Origin of the sequence: Clostridium sp. C8-1-8 (genome assembly GCF_009928445.1) — a bacterium.
Taxonomy (GTDB): Bacteria; Bacillota; Clostridia; order Clostridiales; family Clostridiaceae; genus Clostridium_AR.
Genome location: NZ_JAABNO010000016.1, coordinates 20,494 through 35,534, shown reverse-complemented (window position 1 = coordinate 35,534; position 15,041 = coordinate 20,494). Strand labels below are relative to the sequence as shown.

Below are 15,041 nucleotides of genomic sequence, written 5' to 3'. Positions count from 1 at the left end.
GAAATTATAGTAAACTTAGACGTTTGCCTCCGATATAAAGGCTAGGTTTTAAGTATGTAATTATACATATTTGAACTGATTTGAGATACAACTTTTTTGTTGTAATTAAGGTGGTACCGCGAATATAATCCTTCGCCCTTATGTTTTTATAAGGGCAAAGGATTTTTTTATTTATCTTTTTATTTGTATTAATGATTTTTATTTTATTTATTTGAAAGGGGCAATTTTTTATGGAAAGCACAAAATCAAATTTAACCGATGTAACATACGAAGAAACTCTTGTACCAGAAGAGACAAAAGAATCTGCAAAAGATTTGGCATATAAAGCAGCAACAGGAATTGCAAATGCAGTACTTGTTATGCTTGGAATAGGACTTTTATGTGAAACTATAGGTAAATTCATTCACTGGCCAGCCTTTATCGGCATAGGAACCATTGCAAAATCAATGCTTGCACCAGCTATAGGTGCTGGAGTGGCTTATCAGCTTGGTGGCAATACTCTAATAATATTTAGTTCGATGATTGCGTCAACAGTAGGAGCAAATGCAGTAAAGATTACTCCTGCAGGACTTATATTTGTGTCAGGTCAACCTATAAGTGCAGTGGTGGCTGCCTTAGTAGCTATATTTGTTGGTAAAGCTGTAGCAGGAAAAACTCGTCTTGATATGATGGCAATACCTTTTGCTGCTGTTGTTGTAGGTGGTATTTCTGGTCTTGGACTTGCTGCTGTTACTACTCCGGCTTTAAATTGGCTCAGTGCACAAATTGCATACTCAGTTAAGATATCACCATTTATAGGCTCCGCTTTGGTTTCTCTTGCTTGGAGCATTCTACTTATGACACCAGCATCCTCTGCAGCTATAGCTATTGCACTTAAGCTAGATCCTGTATCCAGCGCAGCTGCACTTATAGGATGTACAGTTCAGTTCGTTGGCTTTACACTTATGTCCTTCAGAGAAAATGAAGCTGGTACAAACATAGCTCAAGGACTTATAACTCCAAAGGTACAGTTTCCAAACATAATAAAAAATCCAAAGATTATAATACCTACTTTTATAGCCTCGATAATAGCTGCACCAATAGCTACAGTTTTATTCAAATTCTCCTCTAGTTATGAACTAGCAGGACTTGGGCTCAACTCACTTATAGCTCCGCTTAATATAATTGCTAACCAAGGAGTTAAAGGAATCTTAATCTTTGTATTTACTGGTGTTATAATTCCATCAGCTATAATTCTTCCAATTTATCTTACAATGAAAAAATCTGGACTTATTAAAAAAGGTGATATGCATTTGGATATCCAATAGGCATAGTTGTCATACCATATAATATGGAATCATATTTTTCTCTATGAACTTAACAAACTGAAAGTCCATAATAAAGATAAAATCGCAAAGTTAATCTCTTTGCGATTTTTTGCTTATATGATTTAAAAATTATATTACACCACTTTATAATACTTTTTTAATATTTTTTATAAAGCCAGCTAACAGCATAAGCAAATCTCTTTCTAAACATATCTTCATTATGAACAGCTTCTTCTTCAATGAGAAATTTTAAGCTTGCTTCTGTAAAACCTTTAGCATTAAGAATGTCGTAAGCTATCTTTATATTCTGCACCATATATTTTTGTACAGAACTTTTGCCAATTCCTTCTTTACTTCCAACATCTAAATACATTTTTCTATTTTCTGTTGCTAGCTTTTTCTCCTTCATAAATTCAAGGAAGCCCTCATACCAAAGAGAAGGTGAGATTGCCCCTATTTTACCGAATTGCTTAGGATATGAATAGGCAGCATACAAGGAGATAAGTCCACCAAGAGATGCACCTAATATACCACAATCTTCATAACTTGTAGATGTATCATATTTTTCTTCTATATAGGGTTTTAAATCTCTTAATATAAAATCCAAATACTCTTTACCCTTGCCGCCAAAGTCTTTAAATTTAGAATCTAATGCCTTTGCCTTCCAAGGAGTATACTCATCAATCCTATTATTACTTTCAATACCTACTATAATTACTTCTCTTGATTTACCGGCTTCAAAATAACTTTCCAATTCCTCTAACACATTAGCATCTCTATAAAATAATTTTTTCCCATCCTGAACATATAGTACTGGAAGTTTAATATTTGATCTTGAATAGGAAAGTGGTATATAAATAGTAAGCTGCCTATTTTCAAATATCTCCTCTACTACTCTTCCATTCATCTACCACATCACCCCATAACCTTCTTAATTTTATATAGAACTGTCATATCCATAGCACACTGGTATGCCTTCATCCTCCATGATTTTAGCTTCTATATTAAATACTCTTCTCAATATATCTTTTGTTATTATTTCCTTTGGTTGTCCACTTGCTATTATCTTTCCATTTTTCATAGCAATGATATTGTGAGAAAATCTAGCAGCATGATTTATATCATGTAGCACCATAACTACTGTACAGTTTTGCTCTTTATTTAAATTTTCTACAATCTTTAATACCTCTAGTTGATGAGCCATATCTAAATATGTTGTGGGTTCATCTAGCAATATAATTTTTGTTTCTTGGGCTAGAGCCATGGCTAGCCAAACCTTTTGTCTTTGCCCTCCTGATAGATTCCCTATTTCTCTATCTCTAAGGTCTGAGATTTTAGTTATATCTATGGCCCAATCAATTATAGCTTTATCTTTATCAGTAAGTTTTCCAAGCTTCTTCGAATGAGGAAATCTTCCATAAGCTACTAACTCTTCAACCTTAAGTTCCGGTGGAGCTACTGGATTCTGAGGTAGTAAAGTCAATTTTTTAGCAATTTCTTTTGTATGTAAACCACTCATACTTTCATCTTCTATATAAACTGCCCCTTTAAAGGCTTTTATTATTCTTCCTAAAGTTTTTAGCAATGTGGACTTACCACATCCATTAGGTCCAATTATAGTAGTTATCTTACCTTCTTCTATATCTAAACTAATATCTTCAAACACCTTAAAGTTTTCATATCTTACCTCAAGATGTTCAGCTTTTAATATACTCATATCTTAAATCTCCTACTAAGCCTTGGCTTTAAACAATAAATAAACAAAATAAGGTATTCCAATGATAGATATAACTATCCCCACAGAAAGCTCTGCTGGCGAAAAAATAGTTCTTGCCACAAAATCTGCTGCAACTACTAAAAGTGCTCCTATAAGCCCTGATATTATAACAACTGATTTATGTTTTATTCCAACAAGAGCCTTTGCTATATGAGGAGCTAGTAATCCTACAAATCCAATATTTCCAGATACAGAAACACATGCACTTACTATACCTACTGCTGCCAATAATAATATTATCTTTTCTTTTTCAACTGAAACTCCTAAGCTCTTTATACTGTCCTCTTCAAGCTGAAACAAATCTAAAATAAATGCCTTTCTCACTATTATAGGTACTAAAATAATTATCCATGGAATAATAGCGGTTATGTATCTCCAGTTAGCATTAGAAATACTTCCATTTATCCAAACAGTAGCTGCCTCAAAATCCGATGGATTCATTTTTAAGGAGATGTATAAAGAAATTGCTCCAAACCCTGAGCTTATAGCTATTCCAACTAAGATAAGCCTCTGCATATCTAACCTTCCGTTTTTCCAAGAAAAAATATATATAAGAGCTGAGGCTAATATGCCTCCAATAAGCCCGAATAGTGGCATAACAAAGATAGAGTACCAGTTCTCATTGATAAACTTTCCTTGAAATAAAAAAATAAAGGCTACAATAGCTACACCTGCACCAGAATTTATACCAACTACTCCTGGATCTGCTAAGCCATTTTTAGTTATACCTTGAATCACAGTACCGGCAATACCCAGCCCAAACCCAACTAGAACTGCAATTATGATTCTTGGAAGTCTAAACTGAAAAATCACTAAGTCACTATCTGAATTAGTATTTATTCTAAAAATAGTGCTTACCACATCTTTTACAGACAAGTCATAACTTCCATTAGTAAGGCTAAAATACATAGCAACTATTATTAAAGCTATAATTACTGTAGAAATAAATAGTTGTCCTCTAAATAACTTCTTAACCACTGTTACGCCCTCCTCTAGTCCTTGCTAAGTATAAGAAGAAAGGTACTCCTATCAAGGAAGTCACAACCCCTATTGGTGTTTCAAAGGGATAATTTAAGAATCTGCTAATTACATCTGAAAGCGCTAAGAAAGCAGCTCCAAAAACAGCAGAACAAGGAACTATCCATTTGTAATCACTTCCTACAAAGAATCTTATTATATGAGGAACGATTAAACCTATAAAAGCAATTTTCCCAACAAAGGCCACAGCTGTGCCTGTTAATATAACCACAACCAGCATAGTAACAGCCTTTACTAGTTTTGTCTGTTGTCCTAAGCTTATTGCTACTTCCTCACCTAATGATAGTATGGTTATTGATTTTGACATAATTAAAGCTAGTACCAAGCCTATTACAGCAAAAGGTACCATAAGCTTTAATTTATCAGGGGTAACCAAATTCAACCTAGCATTGTACCAAAAACTAATGTTTTGAGAGATCTGAAAGTAGGAAGCTAAAGCTGCTGATATACTATTGAAGAAAGTTCCGATTATAGTTCCTATGATTGCCAGCCTAACTGGTGACATACCATTAGGAGTAATAGAAGCTAATCCGAATACAACTAAAGTTCCTATGGCAGATCCCATAAAAGAATATATTATAAGAGCAATTGAAGACGTGTTAGGGAAGAATATCATACATATAGTAATAGCAAATACAGACCCGTCAGAAACACCCATTATTGCAGGAGATGCAAGGTAATTCCTTGTCATCCCTTGCATTAAGGCTCCTGAAACAGCTAGTAAGGCACCAACTAATAGTGCAGTTATCACCCTTGGCACTCTAGAGTACATTATTATTTGATGATTTACATTCCCTGCATCAAAATGAGTAAATGCATCTCTTACTGTTGAAAGATTAATATCCTTTGCTCCATAAAGTATGGATAATACTATTATTATAGCTATTACTATGGGTGAAATACTTAGAATAACCATGGGCCCATAAGATCTTTTTTCCATACTAAAACCTATCTCCTGTCTACTTAGCTAATTCTTCAGTTACGGCTTTTAAGAAGTTAATTTTGCTCCAAGCAGTACCTCCTTGTGCTAATGGATCTACAGCATTTATAATAACCTTGCCATTCTTTACAGCATTTATGCTATTCCATATAGGGTTGTTTTGTAAATCTTCTAAAGCCTTTGGCTTATCTTTGTTTTCGTCTTGTGAAAATTGTAGGAATATATAGTCTGGATTAAGCTCTGAAAACTTTTCTAGAGATATAGCTTCTTGAGCCTTTGCAGCCTTAACTTCCGCTGGAACGGCTAGTCCTAAATCACTGTAAAGTACAGGATTTAAGAATACATTCTGAGGATATATAGATATATTTCCTTGTCTTATTCTCACAGAAATAACCTTCTTATCCTTCAATTTATCTGCAAGCTTTTCTTTTGAAGCTTTTACATCTGATTTATATTTTTCTATTAATTCTTTTGCTTTATCTTCCTTGTCACTTAGCTGTCCAAGCAATAATAAGTTGGCTTCCCAGTCAGTTGCTATATGGGATACAGGTATTGTAGGTGCTACTTTGTTTAATTTCTCTAAAGTTTCAGCTGGGAACTTATCAGTTCCTAAAATAACATTTGGTTTTAGAGATAATATTGTTTCTACATTGGGTTGTGTCTTCTCTCCAATAGACTTAGAACTTGCTGTAATAGACTTGAAAATATCAGGGAACTTTCCTCCAACAGATATGGCTCCAGCTGGCTCTACACCTAATAGAAGTGCATCTTCCATAGATTCTAGGCTTCCTGTTATGACTAATTTATTGCTTTTAGATGATATAGTGTAGTCTTTTCCCAAGTAAGTTAACTTCTTATCTGCTTTTTCTTCAACACTTTTTGTACTTTCTGATTTAGTACTATCCTGCTTTGCATTTGTACATGCTACTAATCCAACTGCCATAACCATTGACAAAGTAAGTGTTAAAAATTTTTTCTTCATTAAAAGTTCCCCCTAAATATATTAAATTTAATTTTTATGTATTCGTCCCATTGATATTGATAATGATTTTCAATAGAAATTATATACTACATGTGTTTTTTTTGTCAATGTTTTATTTTTATTTCCTTACATCCTTTTTAATTGAATAAGTAGCTGTATTTACCATAAAAACTTTAAGAATATACTTAATAATATTGTTGAAATTCAGTGGTTGTGAAGGGGATGTATATGAGCGAGCTATTAGCGCAAAACCATCTAAGCATCGGATGACTGACCACTGAATTTCAACACAGTATTTTACCATGGCAACTATAAATATAAAAAAATAGACTACCTCAGATTTCTAATACTCTGATGCAGTCTATTTTCTATATAATAATTTATTTAGTAGCCTCATTAAAGCATCTGGTGCTTAGCACCTAGTTTCAAAACAGCGCTTTAATAGAGATATTATTTATTAAACAGAGATTTGAATAACCCTTTCTTTTGGTTACTCTCTCCACTAATCTTTTTCATCAATTCCTGTTTAGCTTCCATAGCTGAAGTATTGTGATTATCTATCTCTAGCATTCTATCACAAACCAGCAAAGCCTCTTGATAAAGCCCTTTGTAGTTAAGAAGTCTAAGCTTTAATAAAAGTATATCCAAGTTGTTACCATCTAACTTTAAAGCTAAGCTGCATTCTTTTTCTGCTTCTGCTATTCTTTGAAGTTTATAGTAAGACCAACCTTTATTTTGATGAGCCACCACATAATCTGGATCAATTTCTAAAGCCTTATTGCAGTTCTCTATACAAGCTTCATATTTACCTAGGCAATACAAGGAATAACTTATATTTACATAGCAATTTCTCTGGTCTGGATCTAATTCTATGGATTTATAGAAGTATCTAAGAGCCTCTTCGTAGTTTTCTAACTCATTAAATATATGACCTGCAGCATAATAATATGGTGCATAGTTAGGGTCACTAGTTATGGCCTTTTTATATAAATCAAGAGCCTGATTATAGTCATTTCTTCTCTCCATAATATTGCCTTTTAATTCATAAAAACTATCTTTAAACTGAATATCTTGAAGTTCAAGCACTGTGTTTAATAAGTTTAAAGCTTCCTCTTCTCTAGATCCACTTAGAAGACACTGAACCTTGTAATAATAAGAACCTCCATTATTAACATTAATCTCAATTGCCTTATCAAAAGCATTTATAGCTTCCTCATACTTATCGATGTAGTAGTAGCATAAACCTTTTAAGTAGTAGTATTCATCATTATTTTCGTCTAGCTCAAGGGCATAATCACAGTAATCTGCTGCTTCCTCATATCTGCGTAATTTCATCAGAACTCTTGCTTTACAGTGATATAACTTACTATCCCTGAAGCCTAGATCACTGGCTTTATTATAAGTGTCCAAAGCTTCATCATATAAACTCACAGCAGTAAAGGCTTTTATTTTTATGATATAAGCTTCAAGAAGATATTGATATTTATTAAGGGCTAGGTTACAAGCCTCAAAGCAGTCTTCATAAAGCTCTAGGCCTAAAAGAGCTTCCGCTTTATTCTTGTAGGCATGAGCCATATGTGGATCTAACTCTATAGCCTTATCTGCACACTTTAGAGCTTCATTATAATTTCTTAAAATATTAAAAACATAAGCCTTATTGTTATATGCAGCACAGCTATCATTCTTTATACTTATTGCTCTATCATATTGATCAAGAGCCTCTTCATATTTGCCAAATCTGTCTAACATATCTGCTTTTAAAAAGTTAAGTTCGTAGTTGTCTCTATATATATCTACCCCTTCACAAACAGTGGTGTATGCCAGTTCTTCATTGTTCAGTTTAATCAAAACCTGACAAAGAAGGCAGTACATATCTTCTGTAAAACAGTTTTCCTGCCTTAAATCCTTTAAGATATCATAACTTTCCTCTGTTTTTGAAGTTTTAAAATATGCTTCAGCAAGTCTATATCTTAAAACTTGATTTAGATTGTCTTCCTTTAGCTTAGTCAATATATCCTCTATATAAAAATTATAAGCAGAAGTTAGTATTATATTTATGTCATTTCTATATTGATATATTTCATCTACCTTTTCTAAATGCTTAACAGCTTCCTCATACTTATTTAGATTTATACAACATTTTCCTAATGCATATAAGGCTCCAACATCGTCTGATTTTATTTCTAGAACCTTAGTATAGTCATCATAAGCTTCCTTTAGCTCTCCAACTCTATTACTAATCTCAGCTCTATAGAAGTATCCCTCAATGTCCTTTTCATCTTTTGCTATTACCTGAGAAAGTAACTCCTTTGCTTCATTTAGCCTTCCATTTTGCATATAATATCTAGCTTCCAATATACTAAGATCTGGATGATTAGGGCAAATCTCCTTAGCTGAAGCTATATTTTTACAAGCAGTATATAAATCATAATCGTCTAAGGCATTTGAGACCTTATTATATCTAGAGATGAACTCATCTTCTTGTCCTGGTATACAATCTTTTAGATAGTCATAGCGAAAGGTACTTCCTTTATCAATCTTATATATGACAAAATCAATAAAATTCTTAGGAAAATCTTTATATAGATTATCTTTCTTTGAAGTCCAGGAAAAATAACTATCAAACAACTTCCAAACCTGATTGGGAAAGTTATAATTGTCCATTAGAAAAGTTAAAACTTTATTGCTAATTTCTGAAGCAGTATCTATGTTATAGCATATATCTTTTTCTAATAATTCTGTCCAATATTCACTATTAAGTCTTTTTTCAAAGTCTTTATAGCATGCTTTAAATTCTTCCATGAATTCATCTACTGGCGATAATTCTTGTTTAACTTCACTTTCTGCCTCTTTTGCTATACTACAGGCCTCCTCATAGGCTGCTCTTAGCTTTTTGAAACCTTCTGGATCTTGTTCTGGCGAATACTTTGTTAAAAGACTTGAATAAGCCCTTCTTATCTCATTAATATTCTCTGTCTTTTCAATACCTAGAACCTCAAAACAATCCATCTAAAAATCCCCCTTAGTATCTATTGAATCAAATATGTTCTTTACACGTATTCTTGCGTCCTTAATCTCTTTCGGATCTTGTCTCTCTAGAATCTCTTCAAACTCTCTTATAAGCCTTCCAATCTCTTGTCTTGCATCTCCTAAGTTTTCCTCAAATAACCTCTCTCCTCTAGTTATTATTAGCTTATTTTCATGATTTTCTCTAGGATGTATTTTAAGGCTTGCCAAGGCTTCCATTCTTGTAGCTATTTCCTCCTTAGTCATATGACCTGGATTCTTTTCTATAACTACAGTTTTCTTTGTTCCCGTTGATACCACCGTTACTTCTACCTCTAATATTCCATTAATGTCATAGGTATATCTAACATCTATAGCTTCAGTACCTGCCGATGCTGCGGGCACTGATATATTGAGCTCTCCAAGATAAATATTATCCTTAGATAAACGAGATTCCCCTTGAAGTATCTCCACATTTATTACCTTTTGATTGTCATAAACCGTATATAACCTTTCAACTTTACTTACTGGTATTGTAGTATTCCTTTCAATAATTGGAAGGAAGTGTCCACTTTCATAATGTCCATGAGCCTTTCTAACGGATACAGTAGTACCAAGTGTGTATGGACATACATCCGTAAGTATTATTTCCTTAAAGGCAGCATTCTTTCCTTTTAGCGCTGCTTGAACTCCTGCTCCTAAGGCAACTACTTCATCAGGATTTATGTTTATATAAGCTAACTTTCCAAACAACTTACTTACAAAGCTTCTTATTGTAGGCAGTTTTGTTGCTCCGCCCACTAGTAAAATTGAATCTATATCACTTATTCTTAAGGAAGCATCACTTAAAGCTCTTTCCACCGGCTCTCTAAGTCTATTTAAAAGTCCCTTTACTGACTTTTCATAGTCATCAAGGGAAACTTCACATTCTAATAACTCACCATCTATTTTTGAACTTAAGGTCACTACCCTACTCTCAGAAAAGGCTCTTTTCCCAACCTCTGCTTCCTTCTTTAATAAGGAATACTCCTTTTCATTTATTTCATCACTCTTTTTGTTATGGTGTTTCAAAAACATAGCAGCCAATGCCTCTGTGAAGTCTTCTCCCCCTAAGTAGTTATCTCCGGCAACTGCTCTAACTTCCATTATGTTGTTGAATAACTCAAGTATGGATACATCAAAGGTACCTCCACCTAGGTCAAATACTAGAAACTTAGTATCAGATTTAGTATGATGCAGACCATAAGCAAGTGCTGCTGCAGTAGGTTCAGTCACAAGTCTTTCTACTCTAAGTCCAGCAAGCTCCCCAGCTCTCTGAGTTGCCTTTCTTTGACTATCACTGAAGTATGCTGGTACACTTATAACAGCTTCTGTTACTGGAATACCCAAAAATCTCTCAGCATCTTCCTTCAAAGACCTTAATATAAGTGCTGATAACTCTTCCGGTAAAAACTCCTTATCTAAAAGCTTATATACCTTCTTGCTTCCCATGTTTCTTTTAAATACAGAAGCACTACTTTCTGGATGGGATATCTGTCTCTCCTTAGCGATTTGTCCTACCAAAATCTCTCCATTATCATCCACACTTACTACTGAAGGAGTCAGTCTCTCACCTAAAGAATTCGGAATAATTACCGGACCCTGTTCCGTCCAATATGACACTAGACTATTAGTAGTGCCTAGATCAATACCTATGTTAATCATATATATCTACCTCAATTTATTAATTATTAAGTCTTAATCATTTTATATAGTTGAATATTGTAAATCACTTACTGTTAAATCATCACAACTCCCAAAGATTTCTATATAAACCATATCTATATTTTATTATATTCGTTATATAATTCCAATAGTTTATATTACTTGAATTTAAGCATAAAAATTAAGGTCTTATTTTTATAAAGTTCTATGTTTTTCTACTTTAGCCTTTATAGATTCTATCGATAATTATCCTATATACTATTTATTAGTTGGGGGTAAACAAATGACAAAATCTTTAAAGAACAGCTTAATGTTAAAACTTTCTCTTTGTACAGTGTTTCTGATTTTATTAGTAGCCATATTAGGTAGGTTTTTATCATTCTTTACTATGGATGATATGTCAACAATGTCAAATAGCAGTATTGTAATATCTTACTTAATTGCACTAGTTCCAGTAATATTATTAGGTACAGCTTTTTACCTATATAAATTTAAAAGTACTGAGCACGATAGCATTCCTTTATTATTAACTCTTACTTTGACTTTTTCTAGTATTGCAATAATTGCTGTAGGAAATGGTTTAGTTGAGTATCATTTTTCAATATTCATGGTCATAGCCATGATAGCATACTACGATAGTATCAATAATATATTAATAAGCACAGCAATATTTGCGGTACACCACCTTGGAGGATACTTCTTATTCCCTGAGTTACTTTGTGGATCACATCACTATCCATTCCAAATGCTATTACTACATGCAGTATTCTTAATACTAACTAGCGTAGCTACTATATTTATGATTTCTAGTAATAAAAAGAATGAAGCAGCTCTTAATGCTGAAGGCATGAATAAAAAAGAGGAGCTTGAAGAAATTCTTCTTAACCTAGGTAAAACAATAAATGATATAGCTGGTTATTCAGAGAATCTATCTGAAAGTGTAAAAAATAGTTTAGGAACTTCAAACGATATTAACTTTGCTATGAAGCATATAGAAGATGCTAGCTTAAACCAATATAACTATACTTCGGAAAGTTCAAAAGCCTTAGCTGAAGTATCAAAAGGAATTTATGATATAGCTTCTGCTTCCGAAAGAGCTTCTGTAAAAACCAAGGAAACGGTTAAAGAAGCAAAAGATGGAGAAAATGCAATAAAACAAGTAGTTAAGCAAATGAACTCCATTGATGCATCTGTAGGAAATGTAGCTGAAATCTTAGAAGTGTTTAGTAAACAGTCCAAAGACATAGATCAGGTAGTTCAAGTAATAAGCTCTATAGCGGAGCAAACTAACCTTCTAGCACTTAATGCTGCAATAGAAGCAGCTAGAGCTGGAGAGAGTGGAAGAGGCTTTGCCGTGGTAGCTGATGAAGTTAGAAAGCTTGCAGAAGAATCTCAAGGTTCTGCTATAAAGATTTCCGATATGATAAAGAGCGTACAAGAAAATATCAACAATGCAAATAAAGCTATGAATATAGGTATCAGTGATGTTCATACTGGTATAGAAGTTGTTAACGAAACTGGTAAGACCTTTAATAACATACTTTTAGCAATAGACGTGGTAAAAGAAGATATTTCTAAGGTAGCAGTTATATCTCAAGATGTTTCTTCTGCTGCAGAAGAAGTGACAAGCTCTATTGAGCAAGTGGCAGAACATGCAGATAACAACTCTAATAAGACTAAAGAAACAGCTCAGTCAATAATAGAGCAAAACAAACATTTAGAGCAAATGTTTGATATATCAGAGAAACTTGAGTCAACTTCTAGAATGCTTCAAGAATTAGTTGATAAATTTGAAAATAGAAGGAAATAGATTGCAATTAAAAAGTCGCTGAATTAATCTTTATTCAGTGACTTTTTTGCACATCTGTGTCTATACTTTTTTATTAGAGATTCAATCTCTCAATTTCTACTAGGCAAGTATGATATGAGGTTCCATAGCCCATATCTGTAATTCTATCATCTATCAAATTATTTACTGCCATTCTTGTCTTATGTGGCAAACCTTCAAAGATGTTTATAGCTCCAGGCTTTATCCCATCAATAACCTTAGCATTTAAAAACACTTCCCCCCTGTCATTAAACACTCTAACAGCATCTCCAGTAAATATGTTTCTTGCTTCTGCATCAGCTTTATTTATATGAACAACTGTAGTGAATAATTCAGTAAGCTTTTTGCTTTCAGTGAATTGAGAGTTTATTCTTTCTAAGCTATGAGCTGTTATTAGCTGAAGCGGATATTTTAAATAATCTGCTTTACTTGAATACTTACTTTCTTCTGGCTCCTCATAAACTGGCACTGGACTAACTCCCCAATCCCTAGCTATATCTTCAGAGTAAAATTCTATCTTTCCACTGGTAGTTTTAAAGTCTTTATTTCTAAAAGCTATATTATCATAATCTTCGGCAAGATAAGGCTTTTCCTTCATTTTTTCTAAGGTTGTGTTCATAGAACTACTTTCTAGTACCTTATTTAATATTTCTATATCATCTTGTGGTAGATACTTCATATCAAAGTTAAACTTCTGTCCCAAAAGTCTATAAATCTCACGGTCTGTCTTACATTCTCCTGGAGGATTTACAGTTCTCTGCTTTAGTTGAATATAAGGGTGTCCATAAGCCGCAACCAAATCATCTTCCTCTAAAAAAGATGCTGCAGGCAGCACAATATCGGCGAACTTTGCTGTATCTGTAAGAAAATTCTCTGATACCACAATAAAATCTAAGCCTTTAAGTGTTTGTTGTAATTTTTTCAAATTAGGATTACTGGTAAGTGGATTAGCTTTTTCTACCCACATTGCTTTTATTTTTGGCAAATCTAAAGCTTCTATTTCACTAGTTATTCTCCCCTTAGGTATAGCAAGTCTTACTTTTTCAGGCTTATCAGGTAGATAAGGCCACTGAAGCATTCCGCCTGTACTTTCGCCACAATATATGCCACAACCACTTTCTCCTATACTTCCTGTAATAGCAGGAAGCAAAGAAACTGCTCTTATAGTTTGCCCGCCATTGCTATAACGCTGGAACCCATAGCCCATTATCATAGCATACTTTGGATACTGAGCTATTAAATCAGCTAATTTATTCAGTTCTCCCAAATGAACTTCAGTTATATCACATACTTCTTCAAGGGTATAAGTTTCTAAAAACTCTTCATATTTATCAAAACCGTAAGTGTATTTGTCTATAAAATCATAATCTGCTAAGCCCTTTTCTATGAGCAATTTTGCTATACCTATGGCAAGCAAACCATCTGTTCCTCCTCTAGGATATATATGCAGACTACTTTTGCTACTAGATTCATTCTTTCTTGGATCAATAGTGACTAACTTGGCTCCATTTTTAACTGCCTCATTTATAAAGTACATGGCATGAATGTTAGTGTGAGCAGGATTTCCTCCCCACAATATTATAAGTTTACTATTTAATAAGTCATCTAAAGAGTTTTGTATCCTCCAACCATAGCCATATTTCATTCCTTCTTCAGCAGCAGGATCACAAAGATCGCCTATAGTCCCTGTATATCCACCAAACTGATACCAAAAGCCATAAGCATATTTTCTCATAACTCCAAAGTTACCGCTTCCTTGATAATAAAGCACTGATTCAGCACCATGTTCTTGTCTTAAGCTATTTAGTTTAATATACATAAGTTCTAGAGCTTCATCCCAGGATATTCTTTCAAACTTTCCTTCTCCCCTTGTACCTACTCTTTTCAAGGGATATAAAAGCCTTTCTTTACTATTTACAATCTCAGGATAAACTCTACCTTTTGTACATATCTTTCCTCTAGTTATAGGATTATTATCCTTACCTTCGACCTTTACAACCTTATCATCCTTAACATATACCTTTAATGGACAAGTAGCAAAACAGTTTTTTGAGCACACTGTATTAACAACTTTAAATTCTTCATTATGCATATATAAATTATTCCTTCCCCAATTTAAAACTAAACATATATCTATAAATTATACATTAATGTATATAAATAAGGAAACATTCTTCCTATAGCAAATTATTTTTCAAACAATTCTTTAACTTTTAGCTTTCTCACATATTAAAGCCTTTAGGTTTAATTGTATTAACTTATTAACTCCATCTATTAGACTTGATATCGAATTTTCTTTGTAAAAACATTATACCCCCCACGGGTTCCTTTTTATACCATTGAGTATTGAAATTTAATGGACTATAATATCATTAAATTATAAATAAACCTCATATATAGTTAAAATTTTGATTCTTTAAAGTTTGCTTTTTAAAATAACCTGTTAAAATTAAGCGGTC

10 protein-coding genes are annotated in these 15,041 nt (G+C 33.3%); 2 read left to right on the top strand and 8 right to left on the bottom strand.

Annotated features, from left to right (window positions below; all coding sequences use genetic code 11):
- The first annotated feature begins 230 nt into the window (after nucleotides 1-230).
- Nucleotides 231-1,307: a PTS sugar transporter subunit IIC gene (locus GXK57_RS15855; RefSeq protein WP_160678264.1), complete on the top strand. Its 1,077-nt coding sequence runs from the start codon at nucleotides 231-233 to the stop codon at nucleotides 1,305-1,307.
- A gap of 157 nt (nucleotides 1,308-1,464) precedes the next feature.
- On the opposite strand, the gene GXK57_RS15850 is transcribed toward GXK57_RS15855, so the two are convergent.
- From GXK57_RS15850 to GXK57_RS15820, 7 genes are all read right to left on the bottom strand, one after another.
- Nucleotides 1,465-2,214: an alpha/beta hydrolase-fold protein gene (locus GXK57_RS15850; protein ID WP_160678262.1), complete on the bottom strand. Its 750-nt coding sequence runs from the start codon at nucleotides 2,212-2,214 to the stop codon at nucleotides 1,465-1,467.
- A gap of 30 nt (nucleotides 2,215-2,244) precedes the next feature.
- Complete coding sequence (locus GXK57_RS15845; protein WP_160678260.1) at nucleotides 2,245-3,024, bottom strand: ABC transporter ATP-binding protein; 780 nt, start codon at nucleotides 3,022-3,024, stop codon at nucleotides 2,245-2,247.
- Nucleotides 3,025-3,039: 15 nt separating this feature from the next.
- Entirely contained in the window at nucleotides 3,040-4,062 is a 1,023-nt protein-coding gene (locus GXK57_RS15840; protein WP_243156454.1) for an iron ABC transporter permease, read from the bottom strand.
- Complete coding sequence (locus GXK57_RS15835) at nucleotides 4,055-5,062, bottom strand: iron ABC transporter permease (protein WP_160678258.1); 1,008 nt, start codon at nucleotides 5,060-5,062, stop codon at nucleotides 4,055-4,057. Before GXK57_RS15835 ends, GXK57_RS15840 begins: the two co-directional genes overlap by 8 nt.
- A gap of 19 nt (nucleotides 5,063-5,081) precedes the next feature.
- Nucleotides 5,082-6,044, bottom strand: a complete 963-nt coding sequence (locus GXK57_RS15830; RefSeq protein ID WP_160678256.1) for an ABC transporter substrate-binding protein — start codon at nucleotides 6,042-6,044, stop codon at nucleotides 5,082-5,084.
- 450 nt (nucleotides 6,045-6,494) lie between these two features.
- Nucleotides 6,495-9,053 (bottom strand): tetratricopeptide repeat protein, encoded by a 2,559-nt coding sequence (locus GXK57_RS15825; RefSeq protein ID WP_160678254.1) that lies wholly within the window; start codon nucleotides 9,051-9,053, stop codon nucleotides 6,495-6,497.
- A complete protein-coding gene (locus GXK57_RS15820; RefSeq protein WP_160678252.1) occupies nucleotides 9,054-10,754 on the bottom strand; it encodes a molecular chaperone HscC in 1,701 nt (566 codons plus the stop codon). It lies immediately after the preceding gene.
- A 283-nt stretch (nucleotides 10,755-11,037) separates the two neighbouring features.
- Here GXK57_RS15820 and GXK57_RS15815 point away from each other — a divergent pair, with 283 nt between their 5' ends.
- Nucleotides 11,038-12,564, top strand: coding sequence for a methyl-accepting chemotaxis protein (locus tag GXK57_RS15815; RefSeq protein ID WP_160678250.1), 1,527 nt, complete (start codon nucleotides 11,038-11,040; stop codon nucleotides 12,562-12,564).
- Between the two features lie 73 nt (nucleotides 12,565-12,637).
- Here the strand turns inward: GXK57_RS15815 and GXK57_RS15810 are convergent, their stop codons facing one another.
- Nucleotides 12,638-14,674 carry a molybdopterin-dependent oxidoreductase gene (locus GXK57_RS15810; RefSeq protein WP_160678248.1) on the bottom strand — a complete coding sequence of 679 codons (2,037 nt, stop codon included), beginning with the start codon at nucleotides 14,672-14,674 and terminating at the stop codon, nucleotides 12,638-12,640.
- Nucleotides 14,675-15,041: the final 367 nt, after the last annotated feature.